Genomic DNA, 19617 nt, shown 5'->3' with positions numbered 1-19617 from the left:
TGCAGGCTCCTGCCCCGAAAAAGGCCTCGTGATCGTCGCGAGGCCTTTTTCATGACCTATCTCCTCTACACAGCCGCGGCGCTTGCCGAGATCGCCGGCTGCTTTTCGGTGTGGGCGTGGTGGCGGCTGGAGAAGTCGCCGCTCTGGCTGCTGCCTGGCTTTGCCTCTCTGATTGTGTTCGCCTGGCTTCTGGCGTTGGTCGGCACCAATGCGGCCGGCCGCGCCTTTGCCGCGTATGGCGGTATCTACATCGCTGCCTCGCTCGCCTGGTTGTGGCTGGCCGAGGGCGTGCGGCCCGATCGCTGGGACCTTGCCGGCGCGGCGCTCTGCATGGCTGGCGCCTCGATCATCCTGCTTGCACCGAGAGGGGCATAGCCGTGGAGCTGCCGGCCGCTCTTCGGCAGGCTGTCGATCGCCTTTTGGAAAAGGTGCCGCTGCCGGACCTGAAACAGGCGGCGAAAACCCTGTCCGACCGCTACCGCGCCGAATTGCGCGACGGTCGGCTGCATATGGCGCAGGACATGGCGGTCAAGGCCTATCTGGCGACGCGGATGCCGGCGACCTACGCCGCGGTCCGCGCCAGCCTCGATGCGCTCGCCGAAGCCCGGCCGGATTTCGCACCCGCGACCTTGCTCGACGTCGGCGCCGGCCCCGGCACCGTGCTTTGGGCCACCAGTGATCTCTGGCCTGAACTGGAACTGGCCACGCTGCTTGAGGCGAGTGCCGCGGTACGCAAGGTCGGTGAGACGCTTGCCGCCGATGCGATTACGGCGCGGACCGTCTGGCGGGCCGGCGATGTCACGACGGACATTGCCGACCTCCAGTCCGCCGACCTCGTCACATGCGCCTATGTGCTGGACGAGATCGCGCCGGCGTCCCTGCCCAAAATGGTCGACCGGCTATGGCAACTCACCAGGGACACGCTGTTGATCGTCGAGCCGGGCACGCCGGCGGGCTGGCTGCGCATTCTAGCTGTACGCGCACAATTGATCGCGGCCGGCGCGCATGTGCTGGCGCCCTGTCCGCACGAGGCGCCCTGCCCGCTCAAACCGCCGGACTGGTGCCACTTTTCCCGCCGCGTCGCCCGCTCGCGCCTGCACCGCCTGGCCAAAGAGGCGGAAGTACCGTGGGAAGATGAGAAATTCATCTATGTCGCCGCTTCGCGCCAGCCGGCTGCCTTCCGCGCCGCGCGGGTCGTCGCGCCGCCGAAATCCGGTTCCGGCAAGGTCGTGCTCAAGCTTTGCGAGGCAAACGGCAGCGCCAGCGAAAGGCTCTTCACCAAGCGCGACGGTGACGCGTTCAAGGTGGCGCGGCGGGCGGATTGGGGCGATGCAATGGCATGAGGATGAAAGAGACGCGACAGCCTTGCAATGCGGTGTCAGCAGCGCTCACTTTCCTGTTTTGTTCTCCTGCGAAAAACGCTAAGCTCGCAACTCTCGATTCGAGTCAATTGCGATTCTTTCCACCGAAAAATTTTGGCTGTGAATCGCGCGTACCAAAGCCGCTTCTTCACGGGCTGTTGCAGATAAGTCAGCACTGACTTGTCCAGTTCTGATATCGACAGACGGGGATTGAAATCGGGGACATCATGGCAGAGGCAGCACGAAAATTCAGCGTGGCGGAGCAACCGCTCTATCGCGAATCGCCCAACAACATCGAGGCCGAGCAGGCGCTGCTTGGCGCTATACTCGTCAACAACGACGCCTTCTACCGGGTGTCCGACTTCCTGAAGTCCGGCCATTTCTACGAACCCCTGCACCGCAAGATCTTCGATGTCGCGGCCGAGCTGATCCGGATGGGCAAGGCGGCGACGCCGATCACGCTCAAGACCTTCCTGCCCGCCGACGAAAAGGTCGGCGACATGACGGTGGCGCAGTATGTGGTGCGGCTGGCGGTGGAAGCCGTCACCGTCGTCAACGCCACCGACTACGGCCGCGCCATTTATGATCTGGCGACGCGCCGGGCGCTGATCACCGTCGGCGAGGACATGGTCAACATCGCTTATGACGCCCCTGTCGACATGTCGCCTTCCGAACAGATCGAGGACGCGGAGCGCCGCCTGTTCGAGCTGGCCGAGACCGGGCGCTATGACGGCGGCTTCGAGAGCTTCACCGACGCGGTCAAGACCGCGGTCGACATGGCCAACGCCGCCTATATGCGTGACGGCGGTCTATCGGGCCTCGCCACCGGCATGCGCGATCTCGACCGCCGCATGGGCGGCCTGCAGTCGTCCGATCTGATCATCATCGCCGGCCGTCCAGGCATGGGCAAGACATCACTCGCCACCAACATCGCCTTCAACATCGCCGAGATGTATGAGCCGGCGCAGCAGGCCGATGGCTCATTCAAGGCGGCCAATGGCGGCGTGGTCGGTTTTTTCTCGCTCGAAATGTCGTCCGAACAGCTCGCAACCCGCATCATTTCCGAACAGACGGAAATCTCGTCCTCCAAGATCCGCCGCGGCGAAATCAGCGAAATGGACTTCGAAAAGCTGGTCGCCTGTTCTCAGACCATGCAGAAGATCCCGCTGTTCATCGACCAGACCGGCGGTATTTCCATTGCCCAGTTGTCTGCCCGTGCGCGTCGTCTGAAGCGCCAGCGCGGCCTAGACCTGATCGTCATCGACTATATTCAGCTGATGCAGGGTTCATCCGCCAAGTCTTCGCAGAACCGCGTGCAGGAAATCACCGAGATCACCACGGGCCTGAAGGCTCTGGCCAAGGAGCTGGCCGTGCCGATCATCGCGCTGTCGCAGCTCTCGCGTCAGGTCGAAAGCCGCGACGACAAGCGCCCGCAGCTCTCCGACCTGCGCGAATCCGGTTCGATCGAGCAGGACGCCGACGTCGTCATGTTCGTCTATCGCGAGGAATATTACCTCAAGAACCGCGAGCCGAAGCTCGGCACCGAGGAATACGTCAAATGGGAAAACGACATGAACGAGATGCGCGGCAAGGCCGAGGTGATCGTGGCCAAGCAGCGCCATGGGCCGACTGGCTCTGTCACGCTCGCCTTCCACGGCGAATTCACCCGCTTCTCCGATCTCGCGGAAGAGCACCATATCGCTGAAAGGTTTGAGTAGCCTCTTGCCAGCGACCTCGCCAATAGCAACGGCTCTCGACGCTCTGCGCCGCCCTCTGTCCTGCCGGACATCTCCTCTACACGGGGGGAGATTGGCTGTCGCGCGCGGCGCCCGCCGGCGGGCGGGAAGGTAAAGCGTGGTCAAATCCCGCGTCCAGTTCATCTGCCAGAATTGCGGTTCGGTGCATCAGCGCTGGGCCGGCAAATGCGATGCCTGCGGCGAGTGGAACACGCTGGTCGAGGAAGGCACATCTGGCGGCATCGGCTCGGGCCCTGCCAACTCGCGCAACGCCCGCAAGGGCCGCGCGGTGGTGCTGACAACGCTTTCGGGCGATATCGAGGACGCGCCGCGTATCATCTCAGGCATCGGTGAACTCGACCGCGCCACTGGTGGCGGTTTCGTTCGGGGCTCGGCACTTCTGGTCGGCGGCGATCCCGGTATCGGCAAATCGACGCTGCTCACCCAGGCCGCGGCCGCCCTTGCCTCCAAGGGCCATCGCATCGTCTATGTCTCGGGCGAAGAGGCAGTTGCCCAGATCAGGCTGCGTGCGCAGAGGCTCGGCGTCGCCTCGGCCCCGGTCGAACTCGCGGCCGAGACCAATGTCGAGGATATCCTTGCCACGATCGCCGACGGCAAGCGGCCCGATCTGGTCATCCTCGATTCGATCCAGACGCTGTGGACCGACTTGGCCGATTCGGCGCCAGGCACCGTGACACAGGTGCGCGCCGCCGCCCAGGCGATGATCCGCTACGCGAAATCCACGGGTGCCGCCATCGTGCTGGTCGGCCATGTCACCAAGGAAGGCCAGATCGCGGGTCCGCGCGTGGTCGAGCACATGGTTGACGGCGTGCTCTATTTCGAGGGCGAAGGCGGCCACCACTTCCGCATCCTGCGCACGGTGAAGAACCGCTTCGGACCGACCGACGAGATCGGGGTCTTCGAAATGTCGGACAAAGGTCTGCGCGAGGTTTCCAATCCATCCGAGCTTTTCCTTGGCGAACGGCACGCGAAATCGCCGGGAGCAGCGGTTTTCGCCGGCATGGAAGGCACCAGGCCGGTTCTGGTCGAAATCCAGGCACTGGTCGCGGCCTCCTCGCTTGGCACGCCGCGCCGGGCGGTGGTCGGCTGGGACGGCGCGCGGCTGTCGATGATCCTGGCAGTGCTGGAAGCGCATTGCGGTGTCCGTTTCGGGCAGCATGACGTCTACCTCAACGTCGCCGGCGGCTACCGCATCAGCGAGCCGGCAGCCGATCTCGCGGTCGCAGCCGCACTGGTTTCCTCGCTCACTGGTCTTGCCCTCCCCGCCGATTGCGTCTATTTCGGCGAAATCAGCCTTTCGGGCGCGGTGAGGCCGGTGGCGCATGCGCAGCAGCGTCTCAAGGAAGCCGAAAAGCTGGGTTTTGGTAGCGCGGTTCTGCCCTTGGGCAGCGAGGAACTTGCTGGGGGGATCGGGGCCGGCGCTTTCCAACCGACCGAGCTTGCCGACCTCGTGGCGCGCATAGCCGGCTCACGGCGGGGCCGTGCCGACGATGAAGAATGACGCGGCTCGTCGAGTCGTGAACAAGAGATCGGAGTGGGGCCAAAGACATGCCGATTACGCTGCTTGACGGAATTCTCGTCGGCTTCACCCTGGTCTCGGCGATGCTCGCCATGGTTCGCGGCTTTTCGCGCGAGGTGCTTTCGGTCGTCTCCTGGGCGGCGGCGGCGGCGGCGGCCTTCTTCTTCTACAAACCGGTCCTGCCCTACCTGAAGCCCTATGTCGACAATGAGAAGATCGCCATGGCGGCGGCCGCAGGCGTGGTCTTCATCATCGCGCTGATCGTGGTTTCGGTCATCACCATGAAGCTTGCCGACTGGATCATCGATTCGCGCATCGGCGCCCTCGACCGCACGCTCGGCTTCCTCTACGGCGCCGCGCGCGGCGTCCTGGTCGTCGCGGTGGCGTTGCTGTTCTTCAACTGGCTGGCCGGCGCCAAGGCCCCGGCCTGGGTCACGGAAGCCAAGTCGCGGCCGCTGCTGGAACAGATCGGCGCCAAGCTCGAGAGCCTGCTGCCAGAGGACCCGGAAAACGCCATCCTCAAGAAGCTCAATCCGAATCAGCCGGCCGTCGAGACGCCCGTCGCGCCCGACGCACCGGCGGCGGATGCACCAGCCGGCGGCGACGACGCCAATGCGCCAGCGCCCGATGACAACGACGCCGGTCCTGCCGACAACACCGCCAAGCCGGCGCCAGCGCCCGCCAACTGAGGTCCGAACGCGGCGTCTGACGATCGATCCATGTGAACGATCGCATGCAGTGCGTTGCTTTCGACGCGCGACCGCCTTATATGGCGATTTTAGCGGAGCTTAAGATGGCAGACGCAGACGACGTGCTTTCCGCCGAGGCTGACGATCATTTCCATGACGAGTGCGGCGTGTTCGGCATCTTTGGCCGGCAGGACGCGGCGGCCATCGTCACACTCGGCCTGCATGCGCTGCAGCATCGAGGTCAGGAAGCGGCCGGCATCGTCTCCTATGACGGCACCCAATTCCATGTCGAACGCCATGTCGGCCTGATCGGCGACACCTTCACCAAGCAGCGCGTCATCGACAGCCTGCAAGGCAACCGCGCCATCGGCCATACGCGCTACGCGACCACCGGCGGCGCCGGCATGCGCAACATCCAACCCTTCTTCGCCGAATTGGCCGATGGCGGCTTTGCCGTCGCCCATAACGGCAACCTCACCAACGCCATGACGGTACAGCGCGCGCTGCAGAAACAAGGCGCGATCTTCTCCTCCACCTCCGACACCGAGACGCTTTTGCATCTGGTCGCGACCAGCAAGGAGCGCGACCTCAACTCGCGCTTCATCGACGCGGTGCGCCAGGTCGAGGGCGCCTTCTCGCTGGTGGCGATGACGGCCAAGAAGATGATCGGCTGCCGCGATCCGCTCGGCATCCGCCCGCTGGTGCTGGGCGATCTCGACGGCGCCTGGATCCTGGCCTCCGAGACCTGTGCGCTCGACATTATCGGCGCGCGTTTCGTGCGCGACCTGAAGCCCGGCGAGATGGTCGTCGTCACCTCCAAGGGCATTGAGAGCCTGTTCCCGTTCGAACCGCAGAAGACTCGCTTCTGCATCTTCGAATATGTCTATTTCGCCCGACCCGACTCCTCGGTCGAGGGCCGCAATGTCTATGAGGTGCGCAAGCGCATCGGCGCGGAACTGGCGCAGGAAAATCCGGTCGACGCCGATATCGTCGTACCGGTGCCGGACTCGGGCACGCCGGCGGCAATCGGATTCAGCCAGGCGGCGGGCATTCCCTTCGAACTCGGCATCATCCGCAACCACTATGTCGGCCGCACCTTCATCCAGCCCGGCGATTCGATCCGCCATATGGGCGTCAAGCTCAAGCACAACGCCAATCGCCGCATGATCGAGGGCAAGCGCGTGGTGCTGGTCGACGACAGCATCGTGCGCGGCACCACCAGCCAGAAGATCGTGCAGATGGTGCGGGACGCCGGCGCCAAGGAAGTGCACATGCGCATCGCCTCGCCGCCGACCAGCGCATCATGCTTCTATGGCGTCGACACGCCGGAGAAGTCGAAGCTGCTGGCTTCGCGCATGTCGGTGGAAGAGATGGCCGAGTTCATTCGGGTCGATTCGCTCGGTTTCCTGTCGATCAACGGGCTCTACCGCGCCGTCGGCGAGGCGAGCCGCGACGATGAGCAGCCGCAGTTCTGCGACGCGTGCTTCACCGGCCAGTATCCGACCCGCCTGCTCGACTTCGAAGGCCACGACAATGTGCGCACGCTGTCGCTGCTGGCGACAAGCGGGGCGTAGAATTGCCGGACTGTCATCAGCCTTAGCCAGAGTTCCGGAAGCCATCGCATGACCCTCGACCTTACCGGCCGCGTTGCGGTCGTCACCGGCGCCTCGCGCGGCATTGGCTATTTCATCGCCAGGGAATTGGCTGCCGCCGGCGCGCATGTCATCGCGGTTGCCCGCACCGTCGGCGGGCTGGAAGAACTCGACGACCAGATCAAGACGGCCGGCGGCCAGGCGACATTGGTACCGCTTGATCTCGCCGACATGGCCGGCATCGACCGGCTGGGCGGCGCCATCCACGAGCGCTGGGGCAAGCTCGACATCCTCGTCGCCAATGCCGGCGTGCTTGGCGTCATCTCGCCGATCGGCCATGTCGAGGCCAAGATCTTCGAAAAGGTGATGACCATCAACGTCACCTCGACCTGGCGGCTGATCCGCTCGGTCGACCCGCTGCTCCGGCTTTCGGATGCCGGCCGGGCGATTATCCTGTCGTCCAACGTGGCGCATTCGGCGCGCGCCTTCTGGGCGCCTTACGCGGCATCCAAGGCGGCGGTGGAGACCATGATGCGCTCCTGGGCGCATGAGACGCAAAGCCTGCCGCTGCGCGTCAATGCAGCCGATCCCGGCCCCACCCGCACCGCGATGCGCGCGCAAGCCGTGCCCGGTGAGGATCCCGAGACATTGCCGCACCCCTCCGAGATCGCCAAACGCATCGTGCCGCTGGCCAGCCCGGACCTCAAAGAGACCGGGCTGATCTTCCAGGCCAAGCACAACCGCTTCGTCGCCTACCGGCAACCGGAATAAAAGCCGGTTCGAAACGGATTAAAACAGCCTTCGGCTACGTTCTTCCGACGTAGGACATTCGAAACCGGAGGACCGACATGCCAAGACTCGCCATCGTTGCCGCCACCGCCCTTACCACCGCTCTTGGAGCTACGGTCGGTGTGGCCGTTTCCCAAGATGCCAAGATGAGTTTCTTCGTCACCAGCGTCGGCTCCGGCAAGGGGGCCGATCTCGGCGGGCTGAAGGGCGCGGATGCCCATTGCGCGTCGCTGGCGGAAGCCGCCGGCGTCACCGGCAAGACATGGCACGCCTATCTCTCGACCAGCGCGGAGGATGCGCGCGATCGCATCGGCAAGGGTCCCTGGTTCAACGCCAAGGGCACCAAGATCGCCGATGATGTCGCCTCGCTGCACGGCGACGCCAACGGCATCACCAAGCAGACCGCGCTGAACGAGAAGGGTGAAACGGTCAACGGCCGCGGCGATACGCCCAACCGGCACGACATGCTGACCGGCTCCAAGCCCGACGGCACCAGGATCGCCGACCAGACCTGCGGCGACTGGACGATGAGCGGCTCCGATGGGGCGGCGATGATGGGCCATCACGACCGCACCGGTCTCGATGATTCGGCGGCGGCGAAGTCGTGGAATTCCTCGCATGCCTCGCGTGGCGGCTGCAGCCAGGAGGCGCTGAAAGGCACAGGCGGCGACGGCCTGTTCTATTGTTTTGCGACCAACTGAACCATAGTGGAGGGCAACACGCCGGCTAGAAAACCCGACGGATCATCACGCGGCTGTGATCTGGGGGAGAAGGCCGCTGGGCGGTCATGCTTTCGTCATTTCCGAGGAGTTGTTAGGATCGAACGACTCCCGCAACGAGAGCCCGAGCTGGGCAGAACAAGGAAAACTCCATGGCTACGACCGCAGCATTGGTCTGGTATCTGGTAATCGCCGGCCCGCAGGGCGGCATGGTCGTGCTGCCCAGCACCTTCGACAAGCGCGAACAGTGCACCGCCGCCATCACCGAGTATCAGAAGCAGCCGACACCCGCCGGCTGGTCCGTGCAGTGCGTGCCGAGCGCCTCGCCCTTCACCGACGAAGGCGACGCCGAAGAGCCGGCAGCTCAGTAAGCATCAGGTATCACAAGGCCCGCGACCGCTGCCGCGGGCCTTGTGATTCATCACCGCGCGCTCACCGTCAGTTCCGGCTTCTGGTTGATGGTCTGGAACACCACGCAATAGCGCTCGGTCAGCTTCAGCAGCGAATCGATGCGCTCCCGTGGCTCCGCCGTGTCGAGATTGAAATTGAGCCGAATGGCGCGAAAGCCAACCGGCGCATCCTTGGCGACACCAAGCGTGCCGCGAAAATCAAGGTCGCCTTCGGCTTCAAGGGTAGCGGCGCCGAGCTTGAATTCGAGCGCCGTCGCCACCGCCTTCAGCGTCACCCCGGCGCACGCCACCAGCGCCTCGAGCAGCATGTCACCGGAGCACAGTTCGAGCCCCGAGCCGCCTGTTGCCGGATGAAGGCCGGCGATTGCCAACGCCCTGCCCGTCTCCACCTTGCAGGCCACCGACTGTTCGTCGATCGAGCCCTTTGCCCTTAGCGTGATCAGTGCTTGCGTGGCGTCGTCGCGGTAGGCCTGCTTCAGCGGCGCCTGCATGGCCTTGAGCTCGGTTGCGTCCATTTTCGTTCCTCCGAGAACGGCTTTCTGCTGTGATAGCATGGTCCTGCGAGACGTGTGAGGCAATCCGAACATGACGACCCAGGCTGTCAGGAACTGGTTTTGGCGGAACAGCACTGGGCGCGTCATCGTCTGTTCCCTTTGACTTCATTCGCCTCGGCCATAGCTATGCGGGAGTCCCTTCCGCGGAGGTCTCATGCGTTCCAAGCTGAAACTCGTCTCCCTTGTCCTCTTCATGCTTGCCGGCTTCGCGCGGCCTCTCCTGGCCGAAACGACGGAGCGGCCGGCACCCGCGGGCGGCGTGCTTTCACTGCTGCCGTCACCTGAGATCACCGACCATTCGATCACGATTGGCGGACGCAGCCTGCAGTATCAAGCAAAGGCCGGCACGCTTCCGCTGCTCTCCGGCAAGGGCGAGGTTACGGCGGAGATCTTCTATGTTGCCTATACGCTGAAGCCGCGGGAGAGCGTGGCGACGGAAGCACCGCGGCCAATCACCTTCGTGTTCAACGGCGGCCCGGGCGCCGCTTCAGCCTATCTGCATCTCGGCGCGCTCGGACCGCGCATCGTGGCGACCGGAGCCGGCGGGGAATTCCTCCCCGCGCCGCAAAAACTCATCGACAATCCCGACAGTTGGCTCGACATGACCGACCTCGTCTTCGTCGACCCGGTGGGAACCGGCTACAGCCGCGAGGCGCCCGGCCAGGATACGCACGACTTCTGGGGCGTCAGCCAGGACGCCAGTTCGATCGGCGCCTTCATCAGGCTCTATCTCGCCCAAAACGGCCGCATGGGATCTCCGCTGTTCCTCGCCGGTGAGAGCTATGGCGGATTCCGGGCGGCACTGCTTGCCAGGACGCTGCAGGAAGACATCGGCATCAGCCCGAGCGGCATCGTGCTGATCTCGCCAGCGCTGGAATTCACCCTGGTGCAGCCCGACGAATTCGAGCCGCTGCATTGGGCTCTCGAACTACCCTCCCTCGCCGCGGTTCGCCTGCGCAGTGAAGGCGTCAACGGCGACACATTGCGGAAAAAGCTCGCCGAGGTCGAGCATTATGCACTTGGCGAGTACCTCAGTGCGCTCACCAGTGGGCTGGAGCAAGGCGGACGGCTGGCGGGCGATCGCGTGGCCGAGATCACCGGCCTGCCTCTCGACCTCGTTCACCGCAACTTCGCCCGCGTTCCGACCTCGCTCTTCGCACGGGAGTTTGGCCGTGCCACGGGCAAGGTGCTCAGCCCTTATGACGGCATGATCGCGACGGCGGACATCGCTCCCCAGAGCGCCCGTATCGCTGGCCCCGACCCGGTGCTGGACCGTAGTGTGCCGGCGCTGACCTCGGCCTTTGTCGCTTACGCGCGCGACCAGCTGAACTTTCGCACCGATGCCAGCTACCGCTTGCTGAACGGCGACATCAGCCACAACTGGGACTATGGGACGAGCGCCTCGCGCCAGGGCTATGCCGGCGTGATGGATGATCTGCAACGGGCGCGGTCCTTGAATCCCGCGCTGGGCGTCGTCATCGTCAACGGCTACACCGATCTCGTCACTCCCTATCTGGCATCGCGTTATCTGGTCAGCCAGATCCCGTCGCTCGCTGGCGCCAGGCCGATCCGCCTCGACGTCGTCGAAGGTGGGCACATGATGTATCTCGAACCCGACGGACGGCGCGCGCTGAAGCAGGCCGCTTCGGAGCTTTACCAGGCAACCCAGTAAGCGACATGACATCGAGCCTCCGGCAACCAGGGCCTGGCGCCGGTGCAGGCCCGGTGGCGGGCGCGGTGATCAAGCTGTCCCAAATGGGACATTGACGGACAAGGCCCCAAAACCGTCTGATCGGGCAAGGCTTCGTCATTCCATTTCCGGCGGTCCACAATGTCACATACGCTCTCGACCACACCGAGGCAGGATGGGTTTCGCGCGCCTGGCGAATTCGAGCCCAAATCGGCCTGTTGGCTGATCTGGCCTGAACGACCGGACACCTGGCGGCTGGGCGCCAAGCCCGCGCAGAAGCTGTTCGCCAATGTCGCTGCGGCGATCGCGCAAAGCGAGCCGGTGACGGTGGCGGCGTCCAGCCGCCAGTGGCAAAACGCAAGAGCGCGGTTGCCCAGCCAGGTGCGCGTGGTGGAAATGTCCACCAATGATTCCTGGCTGCGCGACAGTGGCCCTAATTTCGTCGTCAGTGATCGAGGCGAAGTGCGCGGCGTCGATTGGATCTTCAACGCCTATGGCGGTTTCGACGGCGGCCTCTACTCGCCTTGGGATCTCGACGACCTCGTGGCGCGAAAGATCCTCGATATCGAGAGGATGGACCGTTATCGCGCACCGCTGATCGCCGAAGGCGGCGGACTGCAATGCGATGGCCAAGGTACGCTCATCACGACCGAGCAGTGCCTGCTCAATCGCAATCGTAATGGCCATCTCGGAAAGGCGAAGGTGGAAGAACAGCTGGGCGAGTATCTCGGCGTCGACAAAATCATCTGGCTGCCGCGCGGTTTTGCTTTCGACGAGACGGATGGCCATGTCGACGACCTCTGCTGCTTCGTTCGTCCGGGCGTTGTGGCGCTGAGCTGGACCGACGAGCGGGATGATCCGCAATATGAGATAGTACGCGAAGCCGAAGAGGTGCTCCGTTCGACCCGTGACGCGCGTGGCAGTCGCCTTGAGGTTCATCGGCTGCACCATCCCCTGCCGATCGAGATGACGATGGAAGAAAGCGAGAGCGTGGACCGGGTCGATTCGACCTGGGCGCGGCCGACCGGCAACCGGATCGCGGCGAGTTACATCAACTATTATCCGGGCAACAGCGTCGTGGTCGTGCCAGAATTCGGCTGCGATCTCGACCGGAAGGCAAAGCAACAGCTCGCCACGCTGTTTCCCGACCACAAGATCGTCGGCATCGAGAACTCCCGCGAAATTCTGCTCGGAGGCGGCAATGTCGCCTGTATCACCTTACCCGTTTATGCGCCGCAACGGCGTTGAGCGGCAAGGGTGCCGAAGCGAAATCAGAACGGTGCGCCGCATTGGCCCGCCCGGCAAAAGGAGATACCCATGCGCGCTCTGCTCTTCCCAATCGTGACCGCCGCGCTTGCCTGCGTTATCTGCTTCGGCGTCGCCCGGGCGGACGATGAGAAGGTGGTCAACGTCTACAACTGGTCCGACTACATCGCGCCGGACACGGCTGAGAAATTCGAGAAGGAGACAGGTATCAAGGTCCGCTACGATGTCTATGACGGCAACGAGGTCCTTGAGACGAAACTGCTCACCGGCGGCTCGGGATATGACGTGGTCTATCCCTCGGCCTTTCCGTTCCTGAAGAACCAGGTGAAGGCAGGCGCTTTCCTGAGGCTCGACAGATCGAAGCTTTCAAACCACTCGAAAATCGATCCGCAAGCCTTGTCGCTGATCGCGGGCGCGGATCCGCAGAACCTGTACGCCGTGCCTTACATGGCCGTCACAGATGGGATCGGCTACAATGTCGCTGCCGTCAAACAACGCATGCCGGATGCGCCGACAGGATCCTTCGCCATGGTCTTCGACGTCGACGTCGTCAAGAAATTCTCCGATTGCGGCGTCGCCATGATCGATGCTCCGGCGGAGATCATTCCTATGGCTATGAACTATCTCCACATCGATCCCAGGTCGAGCAGTCCGGACGACCTCGCCAAGGTCGAAGAGCTGATGGGCAAGGTGCGGCCCTATATCCGTTACTTCCACTCGTCGAAATACATCAACGACCTGGCGAATGGCGACATCTGTGTCGTGCTGGGCTGGTCGGGCGACATATTGCAGGCCAAGACCCGTGCGGCGGAATCCGCGAAGAAGCTGGAGATTGCATATTCCATTCCAAGGGAAGGCACGCTGATAAACTTCGATACGATGGCCGTGCCGAAGGATGCGCCGCATCCGGAGAATGCCCAGGCCTGGATCGATTTCAACTTGCGGCCCGATATCGCAGCGGCCAATTCCAGTTATGTTTCCTATGCCAATGCCATCCCGGAATCCCTGCCGCTGATGGATCAGGCCGTCGCAAAGGATCCCGGCGTTTTCCCGTCCGATGATGTAAAGGCCAAGCTGTTCGTGGTCGAGAACAACGACGCAAAGCTGCTGCGACTGCAAAACCGTATGTGGACACGCGTCGTGACGGGACAGTGAGGCTGGCGAACCGTCAGTTGGCCTTCCAGCCGGCGGCCAGCAACTCGACTTGGGAGTGCACACCGAGCTTGCGGTAGACCTGCTTGATGTGGTTGCGCACGGTGCCGGGTGAAATCGACAGGTTTCGCGAAATCGTCTTGGCGCTGCCACCCTCGATCAGGAGCCGCGCGATCTGCCTTTCCCGGGCGCTGAGTTGCGACCCCGCGGCTTCGATTGCGGAAGCCTTGTCCCGAAGACGGCACAAATGAAGCAGCCTTTGCAGAATGAGCTTTGTCGCGCTGCAAGCAGCGCCGGCCACAGCCAGATCATGCTCGCCAAAACGCGGCGCGCCGTCGCGGCGCAAAAAGGTCACATAGCCGGCGGTCAGTCCGTCGAGGTTGAACACACCGGTTATTTCATCGAAGCTGCCGGAGGGCCCGTAGAATTCGCGATAATACGGCGTGCGCTCGAAATCGCCTTGGCTGAGAGCCGACAACGGCAGCAGGAAATCCCGTCTGGTGCTGGCGAACCTCTGAAAGAACGGATCCTGGCGATAGACGCGCGCATCATAGTCGCGGTTCCAGCGATCGGGTCCGGCATCGTCGATGGTCAGGGATGTTATGTCGCGACGATAGAAGCCAACATAGACACGATCCGAGCCAAGCAGCACCCTTGCCGCCGCGCTGAAGCGGGCCGACAAGTCTTCGGGCGTTGCCGCCAGGGCCGCGGCGGCCACGCCACCACTCCAGCGTTCAAGCCGGTCGAGAGAAAAATTCGACTGCATCCGCGTCCAGACTAACGCAAGCCCCGCCAACTTCAAGCTGGCGGGGAACCGCGACGTCGCCGGTGAGATCAGTCCCGCGGCCGCTTCCGCAGCTCATCGCCCCATCGACTGGCTGAACTCACGCCTTAGCCTGCGATCTCACATGGGCGATGTAGCCGCGCACGTCGCCGGCCGGACCAGCATAGGCCTTGCCGAGCTTCTTCTCCATCGCCGCCACGTATTCCTTCGCCCATTTGGGCAGGGCGTAGTCGATGACAGCGAGGAATTCGAGCGTCGCCGCAAGACGGATGTCGGCGATCGACGGGTTCTTGCCGCCGATGAACGGCTTGCCGTCGCGGAAGAAGGAGTGGAAGACCTCGAGCGGTTCGGCAATGGCGGCGACCGCGGCCCTCTGCGCTTCCGATTTCCTGTCGGGGTGGGCGTCGCTATGACCGACTTCGCCGGCATATTGCGGGAAGCCGAGCGCGGGATAGGTGGCGCGCGCGACATAGGGATAGAGCGTGCCGATCAGATAGAACATGGCGCTGTCTATCATCGCCCGCTTGGCTGGCGCCTTGGGGTAGAATTTCTCCAGCCCATGCTTGTTGGATAGATATTGCATGATGGCGCAGCTCTCCCACAGCACGCCGCGCGGCAGGCCCTTGTCCTCGATCATCGGCGTCAGGTGGGCCGGATTGCGCGCCATGTATTCGGGCGAGCGCGTGTGCCCCCACGCATCGGTCTCCGCATGGTCGAGTCCGGCGGCGCGGGCAAAGACGCGAACGGTCATGTTGTTGACGCTCGGCTTCAGCATGCTGATGGTCAGCGCCGATTTCCTTGCCGGTTTCGCCTTGGCCTTGGCCGCGGCCTTGCCGGCGGCTGGCTTTGACGCCATCTTGGTCGCCGGTTTTGCGGTCGCTTTTGCCGCTGGTTTGGCGGCCGGTTTCCCTGCGCTCTTCGTCACTGCTTTTGCCACGTGTTCCTCCCTTGCCTGTTCAGCCTTCAGTATGGATTTTTGGGCGCCCGGTCCGCCGACAATGTCGCGCGCGCGCGTTCCACCAGCGCCTGGATCGCATCAGCCAGGTGCACCTCGGCGATGTTGTAGTCGCCACGCGTGACGCGAAGCTTATGCGCCTCCATCAGAACATCGGCATGGGTGAACCCTGCAGGCGGCTCGAAACGATAAGAGGCAAGCTCGATCAGAAGGCCGAGCGGATCCTCGAAATAGATTGAATCCATGAAGCCGCGATCCTTGACGCCACTGTGCTTGATGGCGCGCTCGTCGAGCCGGGCGACAGCCTGCAGGAAAGTGACGCGGGACACCGCAAAGGCGATGTGATGCACGCAGCCCGGGTCGGTCGGGGTTCGGCGCTGCACGGCCGTGCGGGTCTCGTCGGTGAAGATGGTGATCAGCCGGCCGTCGCCCGGATCGAAATAAAGATGGCTTTCGCTCGGCTTGTCGAGATTGGGCTGCTCGAAGATGAAAGGCATGCCCAGCACACCTTCCCAGAAATCGATCGAGGTCTGGCGACCGGCACCCACCAGCGTGATGTGATGGACGCCTTGCGACTGCAGTTTCTGCATCAGCCTTCTCCCCGCAATATCCGCTCTGGCAGAGGCGGCCGTCAAGCCGCGCCTGTACATGCTACATCTGGCATGAGCTGAGCGCCAATTCGCTGTCCGTCCCCCGGCGTTCTGCGCGCCTGCCTTCGTCTCCGGCTTTATGAGATGATGCTAAACCAATCGGCCGTGCCGCGCCAGAAGCCGCATCCGGGACAAGCTGCATTTCGCGCCACTGCCGCCTGCCCCAAAAGCAACGCGGTGCTGGAGCAGCGCCATGCGGGATTTCGCCCGTATAGCTGGCAGGTGCGGAGCCGACAGGGGCTGGGGCCGCCTTCACTCAAGCAGGCGCACGCCTATGGCCGATATCGCCATTCTCGATACACGCGAAAGGGTCTTCGCCGGAATCCTGCTGACGGGCGCCGCCTATTTGCTGTTTTCGACACAGGACGCCTCGATCAAACTGCTGGTCACCAGCATGACCGTCTGGCAGATCATGTTCTTCCGCAGCATCACCATTCTTGGCGCCTGCGCGGTGATCGGCGGGCGGCCGCTGTTCGCCGACACGGTGCGTTCGCCGATCGTGCGGCCGATGCTGGTGCGCAGCGCCTTCACGCTCGCCGCTTGGCTCTGTTACTACAATGCCGCCCGCAGCTTGCAACTCGCCGAACTGACCACCGTCTATTACGCGGCTCCGATCATAGTCACTGTGCTATCGGTGGTCCTGCTCGGCGAAAAGGTGCCCCTTCTGCGCTGGCTGGCCGTTCTGATCGGCTTTGCCGGCGTCTTTGTCGCCTGCGATCCCGCCCATCTTGGCCTGTCCGTGCCCGTGTTGCTGGTACTGACGGCGGCTTTCCTGTGGGGCATCGCCATCGTGCTTCTGCGCAAGACGGCGCTTGCCGAGCGCTCAACGATCCAGCTCCTCCTCAACAATTTCTATTTCCTGGTTTTTTCGGCGGTGCCGGCGCTGTTGTGGTGGCATACGCCGGACCCGGCTCAATTGCTGCTTCTTGCCAGCGTCGGTGCGCTCGGCGGCCTCGCGCAATACCTTCTCTTCGAGGGCATGAAGCGCACGCCGGCATCGATCCTGGCGCCACTCGAATACACCTCACTATTGTGGGCGTTCGCGCTCGGCTTCGCGATCTGGGGCGACGTGCCGCGCCGCGAGGTCTTTCTGGGTGCCGCGCTTATTGTCGCCGCTGGCCTGCTGATCGTCGGCGGTGAACATTTCCGCAAGCGGCTTTGACGTGGATGGCCATTACTCACGACACCACGATGTCAGGACGAGGCAAGGTAGGCTGCCAACATGACTGAGATCACGGCCAGCGCGGAAACCACCGAACGCACGCTGGGTATCCTGCTGGTCTCATCCTCGGCAGCTGTATTCGGGCTGACCGGCGTGCTGACCAAGTCGATCCATGCCGATCCGCTGACGATCACCTGCTGGCGTGGCTTTGTCGGCGCGATCCTGATCAGCCTCTACGTATTGTGGCGCCGCCGCCGTGCCGGCAACCGTGAACCGCTGCGGCTTGGCTGGCGCGGCTGGCTGCTGGCCGTCGAAGGCGCACTGGCCAGCATCGCCTTCATTTCCGCTTTCAAGTTCACTTTTGTCGCCAATGTCGCGGTCATCTACGCGACGTCGCCCTTCATTGCCGCCGTACTGGCCTGGATGCTGGTGCGCGAGCCGTTCCGGCTGCAGACGATGGTGGCGGCGGCGGTGTCGCTGTGCGGGGTCGCCATCATGGTGTGGTCGGGTTTTGCCACTGGCAATTTGTTCGGCGACGGGCTGGCGCTGCTGATGACGGCCGGCAGCGCGCTGTACATGATCATGGTTCGCGCATTCCGTGACACGCCCGTGGTGTGGGCCGGCGCGGTTTCGGCGTTCCTGCTGTTTATACTCGGATGGTTCGTCACCGATCCCCTGGCGGTCTCATCAAGGGACGCTATCCTGCTTGCCACCTTCGGCGCGTCCTTCGCGCTGGCTTCCATCCTGTGGACGGAAGGCTCGCGGCTGATCCCGGCGCCTGAATCCGGCCTGCTCGGTTCGGCCGAAGTGCCGTTCGCGATCCTGTTTGCATTTCTGTTCCTGGCCGAAATCCCGCCTATGGCCAGCATGGTCGGCGGTGCCATCGTGCTCGGCGCCGTCTTTGCCCATGCCGGCCGCGACTGGCTGAAGGCACGCTCCCGGCAAGCGTCTTCAAATAGTTCGTAAAAAATTTTCCAAGTCACGGAACCATCATCCTGCTCAGACATTGTTGATGCGACGGGCCACCCCCCCAAGTCCCCCAAACCCCTCGGCCCGTCCTACTCCAAGCCGACCGCAAGGTCGGCTTTTTCTTTGCAACGGCTTTTTGTTCGCATAGACCGGCCGACCGCAAGTCGGTTTCCATGCCCTAGACCGGCGGCGGAGCTTCACGCCTCGTCAATTAACCAAGCGGTCCGGACAAAGCGAGGCTTCCGCCGAGCAATGTCGCCAGATCGCCCGCGGACGCATCGGCACCGGCGCGCAGCCGGATCGCGAACTCAGCCGTCGGAGCCGGCGGCAAGCCAAGTTCGCGGGGCGCTTCGACGATGCCGGAATGGGCAAAGCGCGGGGTTCGCAAGGTCAGCGCAACACCGGCATTTACCGCGGTGCGCAGCCCGGCCAGGCTGGCGCTGCCGGCAGCGATGCGATAGGGGCGGCCGGCGGCGTCGAGCGCGGCGAGCGCCGCCTCGCGAAACCCGCAATAGGGGTCGAGCAGCGCCAGCGGCACTTCTTCCTGCCGCGAGGCCAGTCCCTTGTTGGAACACAGCCATATCATCGGCTCGCGCAACACGCCGACCTCGTCCGGCACGGCAGCCTGGCGCATGACGATCGCCAGATCGAGGCTGCCAGCTTGTAACGCCTGCGCCAGTTCGGCGGAGCGGCCGACACGCAGTTCCATCCTGACGCGGGGATGGCTGGAGGCGAAGGCACGCAGCAGGTCCGGCAGGCCGCTATCGGCGAAATCCTGTGTCGTGCCGATGGCGACGCGCCCGGCAGCCCGTGCTCCCTTCAGCACCAGCCAAGCCTCGCGATGCACGGCAAGAATACGCCTGGCGTGCCCGACAAGATCCTCGCCCGCCGGCGTCAGGCCGCGCCCCCTGCCCCGCAGCGCCAGAAGTGGCTCACCGACCACCTCTTCCAAGCGCTGCATCTGCGCCGTCACCGCCGAGGGTGAGCGGCCGACATTGGCCGCCGCCTGCGCCAGCGAACCGCTGTCGACGAAAGCAAGGAAGGTTCTAAGCAGGTCGGGATCGAGCGTTTCCATAATTCGACTTTATCGAATTATCAGTTGAAAACAATTCAGTTTTTTTGATCAACAGATGGTGGCATGGTCTTTTCAACGGCGACGACGCCGCTACAAACCAAGGAGAAGAAGATGCCAATCATCAATGTCAGGGTCACCGGCAAGCCTGACGCCACCTTGTCAGCCAGCATCGCTAGGGAAATAACCGAGATCACCGCCACGCAGTTGCGCAAGGATCCCACGATCACAGCCGTTGCGGTGTCCTATCTCGATCCGCAGCACTGGTTCGCCGGCGGCAAGTCGCTCGCCGAGCACGGCACCAACACGTTCTGGCTCGATATCAAGGTGGTCGACGGCACTAACACAAAGCTCGAACTGGAGGCCTATCTCAAGGCGATCTTCGACGCCTTTGGCCGCCTGCTAGGCGGCGTGCACGAGGAGAGCTATACTTTCGTCCATGAGGTTCCGGCAGCGGCCTATGGCTACGGCGGCAAGACGCAGGAGTTCCGTTTCATCAGCGGGCGGCTGAACGCGGCGTAAGGGCG

General features: G+C 63.5%; 20 protein-coding genes. 15 read left to right on the top strand and 5 right to left on the bottom strand.

What is annotated here, in order from left to right; genetic code table 11:
* Positions 1-51 precede the first annotated feature (51 nt).
* The 9 genes from ACVWWD_RS17395 to ACVWWD_RS17355 all read left to right on the top strand — a co-directional run bounded on the left by ACVWWD_RS17395 (position 52) and on the right by ACVWWD_RS17355 (position 8797).
* On the top strand, positions 52-375 hold the full coding sequence (locus ACVWWD_RS17395; RefSeq protein ID WP_352546614.1) for a YnfA family protein: 324 nt from the start codon (positions 52-54) through the stop codon (positions 373-375).
* 2 nt (positions 376-377) lie between these two features.
* On the top strand, positions 378-1343 hold the full coding sequence (locus ACVWWD_RS17390) for a small ribosomal subunit Rsm22 family protein (protein ID WP_352546615.1): 966 nt from the start codon (positions 378-380) through the stop codon (positions 1341-1343).
* Positions 1344-1588: 245 nt separating this feature from the next.
* Positions 1589-3079, top strand: a complete 1491-nt coding sequence (locus ACVWWD_RS17385; protein ID WP_023782882.1) for a replicative DNA helicase — start codon at positions 1589-1591, stop codon at positions 3077-3079.
* A 136-nt stretch (positions 3080-3215) separates the two neighbouring features.
* On the top strand, positions 3216-4619 hold the full coding sequence (gene radA / locus ACVWWD_RS17380) for a DNA repair protein RadA (protein ID WP_023782881.1): 1404 nt from the start codon (positions 3216-3218) through the stop codon (positions 4617-4619).
* Positions 4620-4666: 47 nt separating this feature from the next.
* Entirely contained in the window at positions 4667-5326 is a 660-nt protein-coding gene (locus ACVWWD_RS17375; RefSeq protein ID WP_023773384.1) for a CvpA family protein, read from the top strand.
* A 104-nt stretch (positions 5327-5430) separates the two neighbouring features.
* Positions 5431-6900, top strand: a complete 1470-nt coding sequence (gene purF / locus ACVWWD_RS17370) for an amidophosphoribosyltransferase (protein ID WP_023773383.1) — start codon at positions 5431-5433, stop codon at positions 6898-6900.
* A gap of 48 nt (positions 6901-6948) precedes the next feature.
* On the top strand, positions 6949-7689 hold the full coding sequence (locus tag ACVWWD_RS17365; RefSeq protein ID WP_352546616.1) for an SDR family NAD(P)-dependent oxidoreductase: 741 nt from the start codon (positions 6949-6951) through the stop codon (positions 7687-7689).
* 77 nt (positions 7690-7766) lie between these two features.
* Positions 7767-8408: a hypothetical protein gene (locus ACVWWD_RS17360; RefSeq protein ID WP_352546617.1), complete on the top strand. Its 642-nt coding sequence runs from the start codon at positions 7767-7769 to the stop codon at positions 8406-8408.
* A gap of 170 nt (positions 8409-8578) precedes the next feature.
* On the top strand, positions 8579-8797 hold the full coding sequence (locus ACVWWD_RS17355; protein ID WP_015318519.1) for a hypothetical protein: 219 nt from the start codon (positions 8579-8581) through the stop codon (positions 8795-8797).
* A 50-nt stretch (positions 8798-8847) separates the two neighbouring features.
* Here ACVWWD_RS17355 and ACVWWD_RS17350 read toward each other — a convergent pair whose 3' ends face one another.
* Complete coding sequence (locus ACVWWD_RS17350; protein ID WP_352546618.1) at positions 8848-9351, bottom strand: OsmC family protein; 504 nt, start codon at positions 9349-9351, stop codon at positions 8848-8850.
* Positions 9352-9544: 193 nt separating this feature from the next.
* Between ACVWWD_RS17350 and ACVWWD_RS17345 the strand changes: the two genes are divergently transcribed.
* From ACVWWD_RS17345 to ACVWWD_RS17335, 3 genes are all read left to right on the top strand, one after another.
* Positions 9545-11062, top strand: coding sequence for a S10 family peptidase (locus tag ACVWWD_RS17345; protein WP_352546619.1), 1518 nt, complete (start codon positions 9545-9547; stop codon positions 11060-11062).
* 159 nt (positions 11063-11221) lie between these two features.
* Positions 11222-12328, top strand: a complete 1107-nt coding sequence (aguA, locus tag ACVWWD_RS17340; RefSeq protein ID WP_352546620.1) for an agmatine deiminase — start codon at positions 11222-11224, stop codon at positions 12326-12328.
* 69 nt (positions 12329-12397) lie between these two features.
* Positions 12398-13501 (top strand): polyamine ABC transporter substrate-binding protein, encoded by a 1104-nt coding sequence (locus ACVWWD_RS17335; protein ID WP_352546621.1) that lies wholly within the window; start codon positions 12398-12400, stop codon positions 13499-13501.
* A gap of 13 nt (positions 13502-13514) precedes the next feature.
* On the opposite strand, the gene ACVWWD_RS17330 is transcribed toward ACVWWD_RS17335, so the two are convergent.
* The 3 genes from ACVWWD_RS17330 to ACVWWD_RS17320 form a co-directional block, all read right to left on the bottom strand.
* Positions 13515-14216 carry a response regulator transcription factor gene (locus tag ACVWWD_RS17330; RefSeq protein ID WP_352546622.1) on the bottom strand — a complete coding sequence of 234 codons (702 nt, stop codon included), beginning with the start codon at positions 14214-14216 and terminating at the stop codon, positions 13515-13517.
* Between the two features lie 166 nt (positions 14217-14382).
* Entirely contained in the window at positions 14383-15219 is an 837-nt protein-coding gene (locus ACVWWD_RS17325; RefSeq protein WP_352546623.1) for a glutathione S-transferase family protein, read from the bottom strand.
* Between the two features lie 26 nt (positions 15220-15245).
* Positions 15246-15827, bottom strand: a complete 582-nt coding sequence (locus ACVWWD_RS17320) for a VOC family protein (RefSeq protein WP_023773374.1) — start codon at positions 15825-15827, stop codon at positions 15246-15248.
* 334 nt (positions 15828-16161) lie between these two features.
* On the opposite strand from ACVWWD_RS17320, the gene ACVWWD_RS17315 reads away from it, so the two are divergent.
* Positions 16162-17049 carry a DMT family transporter gene (locus ACVWWD_RS17315; protein WP_352546624.1) on the top strand — a complete coding sequence of 296 codons (888 nt, stop codon included), beginning with the start codon at positions 16162-16164 and terminating at the stop codon, positions 17047-17049.
* 60 nt (positions 17050-17109) lie between these two features.
* Positions 17110-18015 (top strand): DMT family transporter, encoded by a 906-nt coding sequence (locus tag ACVWWD_RS17310; protein WP_352546625.1) that lies wholly within the window; start codon positions 17110-17112, stop codon positions 18013-18015.
* Between the two features lie 214 nt (positions 18016-18229).
* Here ACVWWD_RS17310 and ACVWWD_RS17305 read toward each other — a convergent pair whose 3' ends face one another.
* Positions 18230-19093 (bottom strand): LysR substrate-binding domain-containing protein, encoded by an 864-nt coding sequence (locus ACVWWD_RS17305; RefSeq protein ID WP_352546626.1) that lies wholly within the window; start codon positions 19091-19093, stop codon positions 18230-18232.
* Between the two features lie 111 nt (positions 19094-19204).
* Here ACVWWD_RS17305 and ACVWWD_RS17300 point away from each other — a divergent pair, with 111 nt between their 5' ends.
* Positions 19205-19612 (top strand): tautomerase family protein, encoded by a 408-nt coding sequence (locus ACVWWD_RS17300; RefSeq protein WP_352546627.1) that lies wholly within the window; start codon positions 19205-19207, stop codon positions 19610-19612.
* The last annotated feature ends 5 nt before the right edge of the window (positions 19613-19617 follow it).

The sequence above is a fragment of the Mesorhizobium sp. URHB0026 genome, from assembly GCF_054059755.1.
Note: the sequence above shows the minus strand (reverse complement) of the source record. Positions and strands in the feature narration are given on the sequence as shown.

Bases quoted from the DNA above. Each gene is read 5' to 3' on its own strand.
- ACVWWD_RS17395 (WP_352546614.1), top strand. From the start codon at position 52: ATGACCTATCTCCTCTACACAGCCGCGGCGCTTGCCGAGATCGCCGGC.
- ACVWWD_RS17385 (WP_023782882.1), top strand. From the start codon at position 1,589: ATGGCAGAGGCAGCACGAAAATTCAGCGTGGCGGAGCAACCGCTCTAT.
- ACVWWD_RS17375 (WP_023773384.1), top strand. From the start codon at position 4,667: ATGCCGATTACGCTGCTTGACGGAATTCTCGTCGGCTTCACCCTGGTC.
- purF (WP_023773383.1), top strand. From the start codon at position 5,431: ATGGCAGACGCAGACGACGTGCTTTCCGCCGAGGCTGACGATCATTTC.
- ACVWWD_RS17365 (WP_352546616.1), top strand. From the start codon at position 6,949: ATGACCCTCGACCTTACCGGCCGCGTTGCGGTCGTCACCGGCGCCTCG.
- ACVWWD_RS17360 (WP_352546617.1), top strand. From the start codon at position 7,767: ATGCCAAGACTCGCCATCGTTGCCGCCACCGCCCTTACCACCGCTCTT.
- ACVWWD_RS17355 (WP_015318519.1), top strand. From the start codon at position 8,579: ATGGCTACGACCGCAGCATTGGTCTGGTATCTGGTAATCGCCGGCCCG.
- ACVWWD_RS17350 (WP_352546618.1), bottom strand. From the start codon at position 9,351: ATGGACGCAACCGAGCTCAAGGCCATGCAGGCGCCGCTGAAGCAGGCC.
- ACVWWD_RS17345 (WP_352546619.1), top strand. From the start codon at position 9,545: ATGCGTTCCAAGCTGAAACTCGTCTCCCTTGTCCTCTTCATGCTTGCC.
- aguA (WP_352546620.1), top strand. From the start codon at position 11,222: ATGTCACATACGCTCTCGACCACACCGAGGCAGGATGGGTTTCGCGCG.
- ACVWWD_RS17335 (WP_352546621.1), top strand. From the start codon at position 12,398: ATGCGCGCTCTGCTCTTCCCAATCGTGACCGCCGCGCTTGCCTGCGTT.
- ACVWWD_RS17320 (WP_023773374.1), bottom strand. From the start codon at position 15,827: ATGCAGAAACTGCAGTCGCAAGGCGTCCATCACATCACGCTGGTGGGT.
- ACVWWD_RS17315 (WP_352546624.1), top strand. From the start codon at position 16,162: ATGGCCGATATCGCCATTCTCGATACACGCGAAAGGGTCTTCGCCGGA.
- ACVWWD_RS17310 (WP_352546625.1), top strand. From the start codon at position 17,110: ATGACTGAGATCACGGCCAGCGCGGAAACCACCGAACGCACGCTGGGT.
- ACVWWD_RS17305 (WP_352546626.1), bottom strand. From the start codon at position 19,093: ATGGAAACGCTCGATCCCGACCTGCTTAGAACCTTCCTTGCTTTCGTC.
- ACVWWD_RS17300 (WP_352546627.1), top strand. From the start codon at position 19,205: ATGCCAATCATCAATGTCAGGGTCACCGGCAAGCCTGACGCCACCTTG.